Annotated in this window: 15 protein-coding genes; 6 read left to right on the top strand and 9 right to left on the bottom strand. The window is 72.7% G+C overall.

Annotated features, from left to right (window positions below; all coding sequences use genetic code 11):
• Window positions 1-292 precede the first annotated feature (292 nt).
• The 5 genes from ACFY30_RS36710 to ACFY30_RS36690 all read left to right on the top strand — a co-directional run bounded on the left by ACFY30_RS36710 (window position 293) and on the right by ACFY30_RS36690 (window position 8521).
• Window positions 293-3376: a glycoside hydrolase family 2 TIM barrel-domain containing protein gene (locus ACFY30_RS36710; RefSeq protein WP_390849483.1), complete on the top strand. Its 3084-nt coding sequence runs from the start codon at window positions 293-295 to the stop codon at window positions 3374-3376.
• A 159-nt stretch (window positions 3377-3535) separates the two neighbouring features.
• On the top strand, window positions 3536-5776 hold the full coding sequence (locus ACFY30_RS36705) for a glycoside hydrolase family 9 protein (RefSeq protein ID WP_390849482.1): 2241 nt from the start codon (window positions 3536-3538) through the stop codon (window positions 5774-5776).
• Window positions 5777-5855: 79 nt separating this feature from the next.
• Window positions 5856-6101 (top strand): hypothetical protein, encoded by a 246-nt coding sequence (locus ACFY30_RS36700; protein ID WP_390656572.1) that lies wholly within the window; start codon window positions 5856-5858, stop codon window positions 6099-6101.
• Window positions 6102-6104: 3 nt separating this feature from the next.
• Complete coding sequence (locus tag ACFY30_RS36695; protein ID WP_055631619.1) at window positions 6105-6482, top strand: hypothetical protein; 378 nt, start codon at window positions 6105-6107, stop codon at window positions 6480-6482.
• 410 nt (window positions 6483-6892) lie between these two features.
• Window positions 6893-8521 (top strand): ricin-type beta-trefoil lectin domain protein, encoded by a 1629-nt coding sequence (locus ACFY30_RS36690; protein ID WP_390849481.1) that lies wholly within the window; start codon window positions 6893-6895, stop codon window positions 8519-8521.
• Between the two features lie 25 nt (window positions 8522-8546).
• On the opposite strand, the gene ACFY30_RS36685 is transcribed toward ACFY30_RS36690, so the two are convergent.
• The 3 genes from ACFY30_RS36685 to ACFY30_RS36675 form a co-directional block, all read right to left on the bottom strand.
• Window positions 8547-9716: a lactate 2-monooxygenase gene (locus ACFY30_RS36685; protein ID WP_390849480.1), complete on the bottom strand. Its 1170-nt coding sequence runs from the start codon at window positions 9714-9716 to the stop codon at window positions 8547-8549.
• A 64-nt stretch (window positions 9717-9780) separates the two neighbouring features.
• Entirely contained in the window at window positions 9781-10476 is a 696-nt protein-coding gene (locus tag ACFY30_RS36680) for an alpha/beta fold hydrolase (RefSeq protein ID WP_390849479.1), read from the bottom strand.
• 91 nt (window positions 10477-10567) lie between these two features.
• A complete protein-coding gene (locus tag ACFY30_RS36675) occupies window positions 10568-11143 on the bottom strand; it encodes a hypothetical protein (RefSeq protein WP_390849478.1) in 576 nt (191 codons plus the stop codon).
• Between the two features lie 335 nt (window positions 11144-11478).
• Here ACFY30_RS36675 and ACFY30_RS36670 point away from each other — a divergent pair, with 335 nt between their 5' ends.
• Window positions 11479-11913, top strand: coding sequence for a protease inhibitor (locus tag ACFY30_RS36670; protein WP_390849477.1), 435 nt, complete (start codon window positions 11479-11481; stop codon window positions 11911-11913).
• 139 nt (window positions 11914-12052) lie between these two features.
• Here ACFY30_RS36670 and ACFY30_RS36665 read toward each other — a convergent pair whose 3' ends face one another.
• The 6 genes from ACFY30_RS36665 to ACFY30_RS36640 form a co-directional block, all read right to left on the bottom strand.
• Window positions 12053-12409 carry an STAS domain-containing protein gene (locus ACFY30_RS36665; protein WP_390849476.1) on the bottom strand — a complete coding sequence of 119 codons (357 nt, stop codon included), beginning with the start codon at window positions 12407-12409 and terminating at the stop codon, window positions 12053-12055.
• A 112-nt stretch (window positions 12410-12521) separates the two neighbouring features.
• A complete protein-coding gene (locus ACFY30_RS36660) occupies window positions 12522-12764 on the bottom strand; it encodes a CDGSH iron-sulfur domain-containing protein (protein ID WP_390849475.1) in 243 nt (80 codons plus the stop codon).
• Entirely contained in the window at window positions 12745-13419 is a 675-nt protein-coding gene (locus ACFY30_RS36655) for a HemK2/MTQ2 family protein methyltransferase (protein WP_390849473.1), read from the bottom strand. Before ACFY30_RS36655 ends, ACFY30_RS36660 begins: the two co-directional genes overlap by 20 nt.
• Window positions 13420-14439 carry an iron-containing redox enzyme family protein gene (locus ACFY30_RS36650; protein ID WP_390849472.1) on the bottom strand — a complete coding sequence of 340 codons (1020 nt, stop codon included), beginning with the start codon at window positions 14437-14439 and terminating at the stop codon, window positions 13420-13422. It abuts the gene before it with no gap.
• 39 nt (window positions 14440-14478) lie between these two features.
• Window positions 14479-14652, bottom strand: a complete 174-nt coding sequence (locus tag ACFY30_RS36645; protein ID WP_390849471.1) for a hypothetical protein — start codon at window positions 14650-14652, stop codon at window positions 14479-14481.
• Window positions 14653-14687: 35 nt separating this feature from the next.
• A complete protein-coding gene (locus ACFY30_RS36640; RefSeq protein ID WP_390849470.1) occupies window positions 14688-15692 on the bottom strand; it encodes a Ppx/GppA family phosphatase in 1005 nt (334 codons plus the stop codon).
• Window positions 15693-15765: the final 73 nt, after the last annotated feature.

Here is a 15765-nt window from a genome sequence, read left to right as displayed (position 1 = left end):
ACTCCATCGCGGACACTCACAGTGAACAGGCGCGCCACATCCGTTCCAGCCTAGTCCGTCCCGCTCACCTGCGGACGGGAACCCCCTGAGAGGGCCGGACAGATGCGTCCCGGCCGAGGTCGCGGGGCAATTCCGGCCCAACCGGCCCGCTGGACGCGTACGTCACCCGTGGGGCGTCGGGCCTACCGTCCTCTTGACGGACAGGAGGGGATCGTCGTCACATTCTGTTTGGTGACGATCAGTTGTGAGATCAGTTGTGAGTACTTCTGGGTCCTCAGAGGGAGAGCCGCCAGTGACAGTCACTCGCAGATCCGTCTTGATCGCCTCCGCGGCCGGACCGGCCGCCGGAGCACTCCTCGGCGGCCCGGCCGAGGCCTCCCAGGCCGTCACGGGGGCCGCGGGCCGCCAGACGGTCGCCCTGCGCGACGGCTGGCGCTTCGCGCTGGCCGACCCGGTCGGGACCACCGACCCGGCCGGGCGGTACGCGGACGCCACCGCCCCCGGATTCGACGACTCCGCCTGGCGCGAGGTGGCGGTCCCGCACGACTGGAGCATCGAACAGACCCCCACCACACAGAACGGCACCACCAGCGGCACCGGGTTCTTCCCCGGCGGCCTCGGCTGGTACCGCCTCGCCTTCACCCTGCCGCCCGACCACGCCGGCAAACGGATCTCCGTCGAGTTCGACGGTGTCTACATGGACTGCGTCGTCCACTGCAACGGCACCGAGATCGGCCGTCACCCCTACGGCTACACCGGTTTCGCCCTCGACCTCACCGGCCTGCTGCACACCGACGGCACCACCGAGAACGTGCTCGCGGTCATGGTGCGCAACCGTCTCCCCAGCAGCCGCTGGTACTCCGGCAGCGGCATCTACCGCGAGGCCCGACTGGTGGTCACGGAACCGGTCCACGTGGCCCGCTGGGGCACGTACGTCACCACTCCGGAGGTCACCGGCGCACACGCCCTCGTCCGGGTCGCGACCACCGTCGAGAACACGTCCGGTGCGGGCGCGGACGTGGAGGTCGTCTCGCGGATCCTCGGCCCGAACGGCCGTACGGTCGCCCGGACGGCGTCCACCGTCGCGGTCACCGAACGGGCCACAGAGACCCACGAACTCACCGTCCCTGAACCGCAGTTGTGGGACTTCACCGCGCCCCGCCGCTACACCCTGGTGACCGAGCTGCGGACCGGCGGCAGACGCACCGACACCTACCGCACCCCCTTCGGCATCCGCACCTTCCGCTTCGACCCGGACGAGGGGTTCTTCCTCAACGGCCGGTATTCCAAGATCAGGGGCGTCGACCTCCACCACGACCTGGGCGCCCTCGGCGCGGCCGTGAGCACCGACGCGATCCGCCGCCGGATGACCCTCATGAAGTCGATGGGCGTGAACGCCTTCCGCACCTCGCACAACCCGCCCTCGCCGGAGATGATCCGGGTCTGCGAGGAACTGGGCATCGTGATGACGGTGGAGGCCTTCGACTGCTGGAGGACCGGCAAGACGCGCTACGACTACGGCCGGTTCTTCGACGAATGGTGCGAGAGGGACGCCACCGAGATGGTCCTCGCCGCCCGCAACTCGCCCGCCGTCGTCCTGTGGTCCATCGGCAACGAGATCCCCGACTCCACCCGGACCGCCGGTCTCGCCATGGCCGACCGGATCATCATCGCGATCCGGGCCGCCGACGACACCCGCCCGCTGGTCATCGGCTCCGACAAGTACCGCACCCCGCCCGCGAAGGGCTCCGCCGCCGACCTGATGCTGGCCAGGCTGGACGGCCTCGGCCTGAACTACAACACCGCGAAGTCGGTGGACGCCCTGCACGCCGCCTACCCGCACCTCTTCCTCTTCGAGTCCGAGTCGTCCTCGGAGACCTCCACACGCGGGACGTACCAGGAGCCCGACCACCTCAACACCGGGGAGAACCACACCCCCGGCAGGCGGGCGACCTCCTCCTACGACAACAACCTCGCCTCCTGGACGATGAGCGGCGAGTACGGCCACAAGAAGGACCGGGACCGCAAGTGGTTCGCCGGGCAGTTCCTGTGGTCCGGCATCGACTACATCGGCGAGCCGACTCCGTACGACGTCTTCCCCGTGAAGGCGTCCTTCTTCGGCGCGGTCGACACGGCCGGGTTCCCGAAGGACATGTACCACCTCTTCCGCAGCCAGTGGACCGACGAGCCCATGGTCCATCTGCTGCCGATGACCTGGAACCACGAGGAGGGCGACACGGTCGAGGTCTGGGCGTACTCCAACGTCGACACCGTCGAGCTGTACCTCAACGGAAAGTCCCTGGGCACACGGAAGTTCGACACCAAGACGACCGTCGACGGCCGCACCTACCTGGAGACCACCGAGGCCACCGGCGACGACAGGACCTTCACCACCGGTCCCTACCCGGGCAGTTACACCAGCCCCAACGGCAGCGCCGGCAAGCTGCACCTGACGTGGAAGGTGGCCTACGAGCCGGGGGTGCTGAAGGCGGTGGCCCGCAGCGACGGCAAGACGGTCGCCACCGACGTCCTGCGCACCGCCGGGGCCCCGCACGCCGTACGCCTCACCGCGGACCGCAGCTCTCTTCCCGCGGACGGGCGTTCGCTGGTCTTCGTCACCGCCGACGTGGTCGACGCGCGCGGAGTCGTCGTACCGGACGCCGAACACCTCATCTCCTTCGCGGTGAGCGGAGGTTCCCTGGCCGGGCTCGACAACGGGCGGCAGGAGAGCGCCGAGCGGTACCAGGCGAGCACCCGGACCGCCTTCCACGGCAAGGCGCTCGCCGTCGTGCGCGCCGGGACCGAACCGGGCGCCGTGAAGGTGACCGCGAGTGCGGAGGGCTTGCGCCGGGGCGGCACGACCGTGCGCGCCGTCCGCGCCCGCCCTGCGATCGTCACGCCTGCCGCCGTGTTCGCCCCCGACCATCCGGCTCCTCCGAACTACCCGAGTGCGGACGCCAGTTACTCCGGACGGGCCGACACCCTGCCCGCCGCCGTGCTGGACGGCGATCCGGCCACCGGCTGGTCCAACGCCTTCACGAAGGCGGCCACGGCCCTGCTGCCCGCCTTCGGCGGGGCCCGGCCCGAGGACTGGATCTCGGTCGACTGGGGGCGGACCCGCGACTTCGACCGGGTTGCGGTCTCCTTCACCGTCGACGCCACCCACAGTCTGCCCGCCTCGGTCGAGGTGGCGGTGTGGGACGGGCGGCGGTACGCGCCGGTCACCGGGGCCGCCGTCGACTGGGCCGGCGACTCGGACGCGCCGACCGTCGTCACCTTCGACGCGGTGCGCGGTTCCCGGCTGCGGCTGACACTGACCAGCGGCGCGCCGGGCGAGGTCCGGGGGGCGGTGCGGATCAGCGGGCTGGAGGCGTAGCCGGGCGGGGGTCCGGAACGGGAGGCCGTCCCGTCCGGACCCCGACGGGGTGTTGACGGGGTGTCATCCGTGGCACAAGCATGTCCTGCGACCCCTCCCTGGGAGCGCTCCCATGTGCGCCGACGGCGAGCGTCCCGCAACTCCCCGAGGAGCCTGGACGTGAAACGACGCAGAACCGCCCTGCTGTCCCTCGCGGCCCTGCTGGGCGCGGCGCTCACCGCGCTGCCCGCCCCGCAGGCCGGGGCCGAGGAGGTCGAGCAGGTCAGGAACGGCAGCTTCGACACCACCGCCGACCCCTGGTGGACCAGCAACGTCACCGCCGGCCTGTCCGACGGACGGCTGTGCGCGGACGTGCCGGGCGGCACCGCCAACCGCTGGGACTCCGCGATCGGCCAGAACGCGGTCACCCTGGTCAAGGGGTCCTCGTACCGGTTCTCCTTCTCCGCCTCCGGGGTGCCCGACGGGCATGGGGTGCGGGCGATCGTGGGGCTCGGAGTCTCGCCGTACGACACCTGGTACGAGGCCACCCCGGTGCTCACCGAGTCGGGTGACGCCTACTCCTACACCTTCACCTCGCCGGTCGACTCCACCCAGGCCCAGGTCGCCTTCCAGGTCGGGGGCAGCGCGCAGCCGTGGCGGTTCTGCCTGGACGACGTGTCACTGCTGGGCGGGGTGCCCCCGGAGGTGTACCAGCCGGACACCGGGCCCCGCGTGCGCGTCAACCAGGTCGCCTACCTGCCCACCGGACCGAAGAACGCCACGCTCGTCACCGACGCGACCTCGAAGCTGCCCTGGCAGCTGAAGAACGCCGCCGGGGCGACCGTCGCCCACGGCTGGACCGTGCCGCGCGGCCTCGACGCCTCCTCCGGCCAGCACGTCCACTCCCTCGACTTCGGCCGCTACCGCACCCGCGGCACCGGCTTCACGCTGGTCGCCGACGGCGAGACCAGCCGCCCGTTCGACATAGGCACGGCCGCCTACGAGCAGCTGCGGCTGGACGCGGTGAAGTACTACTACACGCAGCGCAGCGGCATCGCGATCCGGGACGACCTGCGCCCCGGCTACGGCAGGGCCGCCGGGCACGTGGGCGTCGCGCCCAACCAGGGCGACACGGACGTCCCCTGCCAGCCGGGTGTCTGCGACTACCGTCTCGACGTCAGCGGCGGCTGGTACGACGCCGGTGACCACGGCAAGTACGTCGTCAACGGCGGCATAGCCACCTGGGAGATGCTCAGCACCTATGAACGCTCCCTCCACGCCCGCACCGGCCGGCCCTCGAAGCTCGGCGACGGCACCCTCGCCCTCCCCGAGAGCGGCAACGGCGTGCCGGACGTCCTCGACGAGGCCCGCTGGGAGCTGGACTTCCTGCTGAGGATGCAGGTGCCGGACGGACAGCCCCTCGCCGGCATGGCCCACCACAAGATCCACGACGAGCAGTGGACCGGACTGCCGCTGCTCCCGAGCGACGACCCGCAGAAGCGCGAACTGCACCCGCCCACCACCACCGCCACCCTCAACCTGGCCGCCACGGCGGCCCAGGCGGCCCGCCTCTACCGGCCCTACGACAAGGCGTTCGCGGCGACGGCCCTGAAGGCCGCCCGCAAGGCCTGGGCGGCGGCGCTCGCGCACCCCGAGGTGTACGCGGACCCCGCGGACGGCACCGGCGGCGGCGCCTACAACGACGACAACGCGACCGACGAGTTCTACTGGGCGGCGGCCGAGCTGTATCTCACCACGGGCGAGAAGGAGTTCGCCGACCACGTGCTCCACTCTCCGGTCCACACCGCCGACGTCTTCGTCCCCACCGGCTTCGACTGGTCCCGCACGGCCGCCGCGGGCCGGCTCGACCTCGCGCTCGTCCCCAGCAGGCTGCCCGGCCGCGACAAGGTACGCGCGTCGGTGGTGAAGGGCGCCGACACCTACCTGGCCACCCTCGCGTCCCAGCCGTACGGGATGCCCTACGCCCCCGACGGCAACCGCTACGACTGGGGCTCCAGCCACCAGGTCCTCAACAACGCGGTCGTCATCGCCACCGCCTACGACCTCACCGGTGCCTCGAAGTACCGGGACGCGGCCGTCCAGAGCATGGACTACGTGCTCGGCCGCAACGCGCTCAACGTCTCGTACGTCACCGGTTACGGCGAGGTCGCCTCCCACCACCAGCACAGCCGCTGGTACGCCCACCAGCTCGACCCGAATCTGCCGGACCCGCCGCGGGGCACCCTCGCGGGCGGCCCGAACTCCGCCATCCAGGACCCCTACGCACAGACCAAGCTCCAGGGGTGCGTCGGCCAGTTCTGCTACATCGACGACATCCAGTCCTGGTCCACGAACGAGACCGCGATCAACTGGAACGCCGCGCTGACCCGGCTGGCCTCCTTCGTGGCGGACCAGGGGTAGTCACCCGTTCGGTACCGCCCGGACACTCGCTTGACCTGGGGATATTTACGAGTCAGTACCCGGGCGGTACCGTGAGGGCATGCCAGCCCTCAATGTGGAGTTCAGCGATCGCGAGCTGGAGGACCTGCGGCAGATCGCCAAGGAGCGCGGTACGTCGATGAAGGCACTCGTGCGGGAGGCGGCCGCCGCCGACATAGCGCGGCACCGGGCGCTGCAGGAGGGCGCGGAGGCCTTCCGGACCTTCTTCGCCTCCCATGCCGACGAGTTCGCCGCCGCCTTCCCCGACGACGAACCGTCCGCCAAGGGCGAGGGGCGGGTCGCCTGACCGATGACACCCGTCATCCACATCGACGTGCCCTGGCTGCTCCAGCGCCACGAAGAGGTCCTGCCGGACCAGCCCACCGTCAACGACTTCTCCGCGCTGGTCGCGGCCGTCGCCCGGCACCGGGTCGACCCGCCCCGGCTCGGCGTCGACTCCGACCCGGCCTGGCGGGCCGCCGCCCTGCTGCACACCCTCGCCCTGCTCAAGCCCCTGCCCTCGGCCAACGCCCGTTTCGCCTGTGCGACGGCGGTGGCGTACATGTTCGTCAGCGGCGTCGGAATCGACCCGCCCTACGGCGCGCTCGTCGACCTGGCCCGGGACCTGATCGACGGCAAGACCGACGTCTACGGCGCGGCGGACCGGCTGCGGTCCTGGCAGATATAGCCGTATCGGGAGTTCGTGGGCCGCCGGCCGAGGGCGGGAGGAACAAGGCCGGCGGCCGTGGCGCGCAGGAGAGCCGCCGTCCTGCGCGGGGCCTCCGAGGAAGTGGCCGGTTCCAGTCCACTACGCGCCGACACCCGCCGGGAAGGTGCGCGACCCCCGTACACGTGCGCGTGTTTCACACGGGGCGCAGGAAACGGACCAAAGGAATGCCGTGGGGCATTCGGCCTGCCGTGTTGTCGACTTTCTTTCAACAAGGGGCAGCTTGTCCGCGCGCCTTGTTGCGCGCGACTCACTTGTGCAAAGGTGAACCCTCCGAGCGGGGGGTGACGGCCGGGTCCCTGTGTGCGCCGCGGAGGCGAACACGCGCTCCCCGTCGCGCCGAACCAGGTACGTACCAAAGGAACCACTCAGTGCCCACCCCCCAGCCTCCTCGTCCCCCCTACCCACCGCCCGGAGGTGGCCCCGGGGAATCCGACGAGTCCCTCGCCGCCGGGATTCGCGGAGGCACGGACAACGAAGTCGCCGAGTCCACCGCGCTGTTGATCGCCCGGCACTGGCGGCCGGTGCACGAGTACGCGGTGATCTGCCTCGCTTCCTCCTCGAGCGTCGCGAACATGCTCACCGCGGCCGCCGTGCACCAGGTCTTCGACCGGCTGAAGCTGGGCGAGCCGGGCACGGCGCTGCGCCCCCGACTGCTGGTGACCGTACGGGACATGGCCCGGCTGTGGGCCGCCGACGAGAACATATCCGGGGTCCTGCCGGTGCTGAAGAAGCCCGCCGGGGCCCGGGGGATGCGGGCCGCGAAGTCCCTGATCCCGGAGAACCGGGTGCTGGCCGAGCGCTCCTTCCAGAGCCTGCCCGCCGTCGCCCGCTGCGTGCTGTGGCACGTGGAGGTCGAGGCCGAGTCGATCACCGAGACCGCCGGGCTGCTCGGCATGGACACCGACACCGTCGCCGGCGTCCACGAACAGGCCCGGGACAAGCTCCGCGAGGGCCTGGTCCGCGCGCACCGGGACCTCGCCCCGAGCAAGGAGTGCCGCTTCCACAACCGTCTTCTCGACGTGCCCATCCGCCGGGGCGGCGAGCTGCTGCCGGACGTGCGCAAGCACCTGGACGAGTGCCGCTACTGCCGTGCCGCCGCCGAGCAGCTCGGACACTTCGAGGGCGGGCTCGGCATCCTGCTCGCCGAGGCGGTGCTGGGCTGGGGTGCCCGCCGCTACCACGACTCGCGCCCCGGCCGGGCCAAGCAGCAGACCGCACGGATCAGGGGCTCCGCCCGGCACCGGGGCGGACGTCCGCGCGGCGGCAGGCTGCTCTCCCGCATCCCCTCGCCGCGCCGTCGGGCCTCCGGGGAAGCGCGGTCCCCGCGCGCCCTGTTCACCGGTGTGGGCCTCGCCTCCGCCGGTCTGCTGACCACCTTTCTCGCCGCCGGGATGTGGGTGGACGACGGCGGTGCCGACCCGGCCGCCTCCACCAGCGGCGTCGTCCCCGGCTCCGACGCGCCGAGCGCCGGCGCCTCCCCGACGGCCCCCGACACCGTCCACCTCCCCACCGCACCCCAGCGGACCAGGCTGCGCAACGCGGAGGCAGACCTCTGCCTCGACATCCGGGACGAGGCGAAGGCCGGCGCGGCCCTCGAACTCGCCGACTGCGGCACCGACGTCACCCAGCAGTGGTCGTACGCCGAGGACGGCCAGCTGCGCAGCGCCGCCCAGCCCGGTCTGTGCGTGGACTCCCACGCCGACGCCGGCGTGGTCATCCTCGGCGACTGCGTGGACGCGGGGGAGGCCCGCGCCGACGACGTCCGCTACGACTTCACCGCCCAGGGCGAACTGCTGCCCGGCTGGGACGACGCCCTCGCCATGGCCTCCGCGGGCACGGAGCCGGGCGCCGACGTCGTGGTGAAGGTCCGTGACCGCTCCGCCGCCCAGCGCTGGCTGCCCGACACGGCCTCCGCCACCCCCGGTTCCCTGGCCGTCACCGGCACGGACGCACCCGCGCCGGCCCAGCCGGTCGACCTGTCGGAGGGCACCGCCTGAAGCCCGCCCCGTCCCGCGGTGTCCGTCACTGCGCTTCCCCGGCCAGGTCGTCGGGGCCGACGGTCGCCGGAGTGGCGTGGCCGGACAGGGCCAGGGTGAGGTCGAGTTCGGCCAGCAGGCAGCGGATGACGTGTTCGACGCCGGGCTGCCCGTCCAGGCCGAGGCCGTAGACGTACGGGCGGCCCAGGAGGACCGCCTCGGCGCCCAGGGCGAGGGCCTTGAAGACGTCGTCACCGGTGCGCACACCGCTGTCGAACAGGACGGTGAGACGGTCGCCGACCGCCCGCGCGACCCGGGGCAGGGCGTCGGCGGCGGCGACGGAACCGGCCACCTGCCGGCCGCCGTGGTTGGAGACCACCACGCCGTCCATCCCCGCCTCGGCGGCGAGCCGGGCGTCGTCCGGGTGCAGGACGCCCTTGAGGACGATCGGGCCGTCCCAGTTCTCGCGCAGGAACGCCAGGTCCGGCCAGGTCTTGCCGGGGTCCGCGAACAGGCTGATGAAGTGCAGCACGGCCGCGTTCAGATCCTCGTGCACGGGCTTGGCCAGGCCCGCCAGGAAGGCCGGGTCCGAGAAGTAGTTGGCCGTGCCCACGCCGTGCAGGAACGGCAGATACGCCTGGTCGAGGTCGCGCGGGCGCCAGGCCAGGAGCGGGGTGTCGAGGGTGACGACGAGCACCGTGAAGCCGCTCGCCCTCGCCCGGTCCAGGAAACTCCGGGTCACCTCCCGGTCCTTGGACCAGTACAGCTGGAACCAGCGCTCGGCGTCCCCCATCGCCTCGGCCACCTGCTCGATCGGCGTACTGGACGCGGAGGACAGGATGTACGGCACCCCCTGTGCGGCCGCCGCCCGGGCCGCCGCGGACTCGGCCTGCGGATGCATGATCGACAGCACCCCGACCGGCGCCAGGGCCAGCGGCGCGGGCAGGGCTCGGCCGAGCACCTCCACCGACAGATCCCGCTCGTGCACGTCCCGCAGCATGCGCGGCACGATCCGGCGGCGCTCCAGGGCCGCACGGTTCGCCCGCGCCGTGCTGCCGTCACCCGCGCTGCCCGCCACATAGCCGACCGGACCCGGCCCGAGCCGCTGCTCGGTCAGCGTCTCCAGCCGGGTCAGATCGGTGGGCAGCCGGGGGACCGTGCCGGTCATGCCGTTCAGGTAGATCTCGTACTGGAAGTCCGCCCAGTGCTTCGCCATCCGTACGTTCCGCCTCTCGTCGTCGAGCCCGCGTGCACGGTGACGATACCGGCCGGTACGCAGGTCAGCGGATCGCGGCCGACTCCCTGAGGATCCGGGCCAGTTCGCCCGGCCGCGAGAACATCGGCCAGTGGCCGGTGTCCAGTTCGACCAGCTCCCACCGGTCGCCCTTCAGCAGTTCGGCCACGGCGGGCGGCGGTGCGTCCCCGTCGAGCAGGCACTTGACGTACGTCGAGGGCAGGTCGCCGGGCGAGCCCTTCAGCGCGGCGGGTTCGGTGAGCGTGGCGCCGGGGTGCGCGGTGCCCTCGGACCGGATGCGGGCGATCTGCTCGGCGGTCAGCTCCTGGCCCTCCGCGCCGTCCCCGTCGAGCGGCGGCCAGAAGCCGCCGTGGGCGTCGATCGAGGCCCGGACGTGATCGCTGGGCCAGCCCGACAGGAAGGACTCCCCGTCGAAGGGGACGCTCGCGTCGACGTACACCACCCGCCTCAGCCGCTCACCGATCCGCTCCGCCGCCTGCCCGACCGGGACACCGGAGCAGCTGTGCCCGACCAGGACCACGTCCCGCAGGTCCAGCCGCTCGACCTCGTCGACGATGTCCTGGACGTGCCTCTGCTGTCCCGCCGGGACACCTTGCTTCTCGGCGAGTCCCGTCAGCGTGAGCGGGTGGGCATCGTCGCCGGCGGCGCGCAGTTCGGCCGCCACCTCGTCCCACGCCCACGCACCCAGCCACGCACCCGCCACCAAAACGAAATCGGTCATGCCCGCAACGTAGCGGAGGGGTCTGACAACGGCCCCTCGCCAACTCCCGTACCCGGAGCCGCGATCGGCGGGGGCGCGGGGACGGGGGGTGCTACGCGTCGGGGGAGTCGTGCGCGTCCTCGGCGTCCCCCGCGTCCGCCGCCTCCTCCGCGTCCGGTCCCTGGGCCCGCACCCGCTGGACGTGCTCCAGGGACTCCCGCAGCTCGGCGAGCCAGTCGTCGGTGTGCCGCTGCACCAGCCGGACGCACCAGGCGAGCGCGTCGCTGCGGCTGCGGGCCACCCCGCCGGCGATCAGGGTGTCCAGGACCTGGCGCTCGGGCTGCCGCAGCCGGGTCATGACCGGCGCCGCCACATGCGTGAACAGGGCGCGCTCCCCGTCGCAGACCACGCCCCAGGAGACCTTCCGGCGGAACCGGTGCTCGGCGTCCCGGGCCACCGCCATCCGGGCCTCCCGGGTGCGCTCCCGGAACTCCTGGATCCGGGCGGACACGGCCGCCTCGCGTTCGGCGGCGGAGGCGTCCCCGGCCAGCCGGGGCGCGGGGACGCGGCCGATCACCGTGATCTCCTCGCGGTCCACGGCCACCTCGACGAGTTCCTCGAACAGGTCGTCGGGCAGCCGCCCCGCGAACCAGCCCCTCAGCTTCTCTCGCTGCTCCGAAGTAATCATGTAATGACCATTACTCCGCTGGTCCATGAACACAAGGGATCGCGAAGGAGTCCGCCGAAGGCGAAAAGAGGGTAGGAGCGGAATGTTTCAGGCCGATTAACGAACCGGTGGGAACCGGCCATCCGGCCGAGAGGGGGGATCATGAAGCGCTTGCTTCCGGCGTTGGAACGTTCGAAGCCCGTGACTTCACGCCACTGATTCAATACGCAAGGTTACTGAAACCTGTGGGGTCGATGTGAGTTTCGGCTGCGGACTCGGCAGACTCGCGCTCGCCGCTCCGGCACCGATCGCGCCGGCTGCGGCACACCCCCGAATCGAGCGGAAGGATGCACACAATGCGGAACACCGCGCGCTGGGCAGCGACCCTCGGCCTCACGGCCGCCACCGTCTGCGCACCCCTCACCGGGGCCGCGCTCGCCGCCCCGGCCGCAGCACCGGCCTCGCTCTACGCCCCGTCCGCCCTGGTACTCACCCTGGGCCACGGCGAGAGCGCCGCCACCGTGGGCGCCGCCAGGGCCGTGACCCTGAGCTGCGCCCCCGGGCCCTCCGGCACCCATCCGGCGGCGGCCCTGGCCTGCGCGGAACTGCGCGCCGCCGGAGGCGACATCGACGCCCTGGCGGGCCCGGGCAGCGCCATGTGCACCAAGCAGTACGACCCCGTCGTCGTCACCGTCGACGGCGTGTGGCAGGGCAAGCGCCTCTCCTATGAGCGCACCTTCGCCAACGAATGCGTGAAGAACGCTGCCGGGAGCAGCCTCTTCACCTTCTGAGACCGGGGTCGCGTGGCTTCCGTGGACGCCGCGACAGGCTCGTGACGTGGGGAGTGCGAGCCATTGGACACGGGACGACCGCGATCTCGTAACCCAGGGGCCGGACGGGCGGAGTGGGGCCGCCCGCCGGCCCCTGGGGTCATTCGGTACGGTTCCGGACGCCTCCGGGGACCGAGGTGAGCGGCGGGAAGCGGCCCAGCAGGCCCGTCGCGCCGAGCAGCCGGTGCAGGTACGGCTGATCACAGACCACCCGCAGCCTGCCCCCGGCCCGCACCGCCCGCTCCTGGGCCCGGCACAGCACCCGCAGCCCCGAACAGTCCAGGAACTCCACCTCGCGCAGATCGACCAGCACGTCCGGGGCCGGCACGGCCGTCGCCGCGTCCAGATGGTCCGCGACGAGGCCCGCCGTGGCCAGGTCTATCTCGCCCGCCACCTCCACCAGGGTGTACGGGCCGCTGACACGAGTACGCGCGTGCGGATTGGCCGGTGGCGTCATGTCCGTTCCACCTCGGCAGGGGGTGCTGTCGGAGCCGGTGGCTACCCCGGCGGGACGCACGGCATCCCTGCGCGGCGGGACGCAAGAGCTGGTTCACTCGGCCCGGTGAACTTCAGGCCGATGGCTTGTCTTCCGGGTCCTGGGTCTTTCGGGCTCTGCGGTGGGAGTCCCGGTGGCTCGTGTCGCACCAGGGATAGCGGCGACTGCGCCGGCAGGTGCACAGGGCGACCTGGAAGCGGTCGGAGGAGACCGTCGTCCCGTCCTCGAGTTCCACTTCCACGGGACCCTCGACGAGCAGCGGCCCCCGGCGCTGGACACTGATCCGGCGCGGCCGGTCAGCAGGGGAGTTCGGCACGGACGACCACCAGCTCCTCGTTCTCCTCGTCGGCGGACAGCAGCCCCCGGTCCCGCAGCCAGTCCTCCCGTGCGCGCAGCACCGGCCCGAACGGGATGCGGCGCCGCCGGGTCACCGAGGCCTTCAGGCCCGAGTCGCGCAGGAAGGCGACCGTGCTTCCGGGGTCGCTGAGCGCGGAGTGGACCAGCAGCAGCACCCCGCCGGGCCGCAGCAGCCCGGGTGCCTCGCGGCAGATCCGGTCCAGCAGCAGCCGGCCGTCGCCGCCCGCGTCCCAGGCCCGGGCCGTGCCCTGCGGCACCCGGTCACCGGCCGGCGCCGGAACGTACGGCGGGTTGCTCAGGATCAGGTCGAAGGACAGCCCGCGCACGGGGTCGAAGAGGTTTCCGCGCCGCACCCGCACCGGCAGCCGTTCCCGCCAGGCGTTCAGCCGGGCCACGTACACCGCCCGACGCGACACGTCCACCGCGGTCACCCGCGTGCCGCGCCGCGCCGCCGCCAGGGCCAGCGCGCCGGAGCCGGTGCCCACGTCCAGGACATGGGCACCCGGTGACAGCGGTTCCTCGGACAGCGCCCCGGCCAGCAGGGCGGTGTCCTCCTGTGGGGCGTACACGCCCGGGAGCACCAGTGGTTGCACGCGGATCAAGTACCCCGGCATTCAGGAAATATGGGCTTTTCCGGAAGTCGCGGCGGTGGGGAGGGCCGTGCGCAGGGACGAGCGCCCCGCTCGCCAGGAGGTGAGCAGATGGTCGCCGAGACGGTCCTCCAGCAGACCCGTGGCGTCGACGCCGAACGCGACGTCGGGGGCGAGATGCGGCTCCTCGGCGAGCAGACCGCCGATGACGTCGTGCCGTACGACCTGCTCGTGCACCGCGTCGGCTTCCACATGCTCGTCGTAGAAGTGGACGGCGGCGGGCCCGGCGTCCGCGCGGCGCATCGCCTCGGCGAGCCGGCGGGACCCGGGGGAGGAGGTGATCTCGACGGAGGCGAAGTGGCCCACCAGGGCACCCCGCAGGGAGCGGTGCAGGCCGAACAGGGACATCAGGTTTACGGTGGCGAGCGTCTGCGCGCACGCGGCGTCGAGGTAGCGGCCGTAGGCGGTGTCCAGGCCGAGGTCCGTCATCAGGTTCGCGAACAGGAGCGCGTGGACCCGGTCGGGCCGGCCGCCGCCGAACTCGTCGAACTCCACCGCCGCCATCGCCGCCTTGGCCCGTCCCCACAGCCGGGGCAGCACCCACGCGTGCGGGTCCGCCTCCTTGAGGTGGTACAGCGAGCGCTGGGCCGCGTACTCACGCAGCTGCCACAGCTCGCCCTCGGCGGCCAGGAAATGGCTCACGCCCGTCCCGACGACGGGCTCGACGAGAAGCTCGGCGAGCGCCTCGTCGACGGTGTCGTGGACGGGTGTGTCCTCCCGCAGGGCGGTCAGGAAGCGGTGCTCCAGCGCGGCGCGGACCCGCAGCAGGTCGGGGTCCCACTCGCGGTCCGCGGCCACGCCGGCGAGCCCTCGGTAGTGCAGTTCGTAGCAGAGGTAGAGGGCCAGCTGGAGATCGTCGCCGTAGGGGTCGGCGGACGCGACCGCCGCGGCGGGCGGGAGCGGACCCCTGTCCAGCAGGTATGCAGCCACGGCCGCCGAGACCGGGCCCCGGGCGGCGGGCAGCCGCGGACCTTCGTCTGTCATGCGCGCCGGGTACCCCGGTGGCGCCGGGTCACCCCCGCGTCAGTCCCCCCGGGACTCCTCCCGCGCCCGCTGGTCGGGGGTGATGGCCTCGGCGGCCTCACCCCGTCGGCGCCGCCGCTCGTCCTCGGGGTCGTCGGCGCGGGCCTCGGCGTCCTCTATCTCCCGCAGGACCTCTTCGAGCGCGCTCTTCGGGGGCTCGCGATCGTCGGACACGGCAGGCTCCTCACGTCTCACGTCGTCGGGTGCTCTCAGTGTCGCGCGACGCGCAGCGGCACCAACCCCGGGGTGCCGGCCGCCTCGTCGGCGAGACGGGTGACCTCCGCCCACCAGGCCGCGCCGTCCTCGATGTGCCGCAGCATGACGCCCTCGCGGATCGCCCACGGGCAGACGGTGACCGTCCGCAGCCCGGTCAGCTTCATCGCCGTGTGTCCCACCACCGCCCCGGCGAGGCTCTGCGCGGCGCGCGGCGCGGAGATGCCGGGCAGCAGGGCACGCTCCGCCGCGGGCAGCGAGGCCAGCCGCTCGACCGCGGCGCCCAGGTCGCGGCGGTGCATGACGCGGTCGACGAACGGGCCGTGCCGTCCGGGCGAGGCGCCGCACAGCCGGCCCAGCTGCTGGAAGGTGCGGGAGGTGGCCACCGCCGTACGCGGGCCCTCCCAGCGGATCCGGGCGGCCACGTCCCGGAGCTGATGGCGGACCCTGCGGCGCATCGCCCGGACGAGATCGGGGGACGGCGGGTCCTGGCCGGCGAAGAAGTCGTGGGTCAGGCGGCCGGCTCCGAGCGGCAGCGAGGCCACGAAGTCCGGCAGCCGGCCCCGGCCGAAGGCCACCTCGAACGAGCCGCCGCCGATGTCCAGCAGCGCGAGCGGTCCGGACCGCCAGCCCATCCAGCGGCGGGCGCCGAGAAAGGTGAGTTCGGCCTCCACCTCGCCCGGCAGGGTGCACAGCGCGACACCGGTCCTGGTCCGCACCGCGCGCAGCACGTCCATCCGGTTCGGGGCGGCGCGCACCACGGCGGTCGCGAAGGCCAGGGGGCCCGTCGCGCCCCACCGGTCGGCGGTCCTGGCCGCCGCGGCGACCGCGGCCACCAGCCGTTCCACGGCCTCCCCGGGAATCGGTGCCCCCGGTCTGACCTGCTCGGACAGCCGCAGCCGCCATTTGGCCGTGTGCACCGGAAGCGGCACCCCGTCCTCCGCGTCCGCCACCACCAGCCGCACGGTGTTCGATCCCACGTCCAGCACACTGATTCTCATGGCCCGGCGCGTACCCAAAGCGACCCCTCCCTACGCTGAGCGACACGCGCGAGGGGCCGCCGTCCCTCACGGA

This window comes from Streptomyces sp. NPDC000345, from assembly GCF_042898825.1.
Classification (GTDB): Bacteria; Actinomycetota; Actinomycetes; order Streptomycetales; family Streptomycetaceae; genus Streptomyces.
The sequence above is the reverse complement of the archived record's forward strand: the minus strand, read 5'-3'. Positions and strand labels throughout refer to the sequence as shown.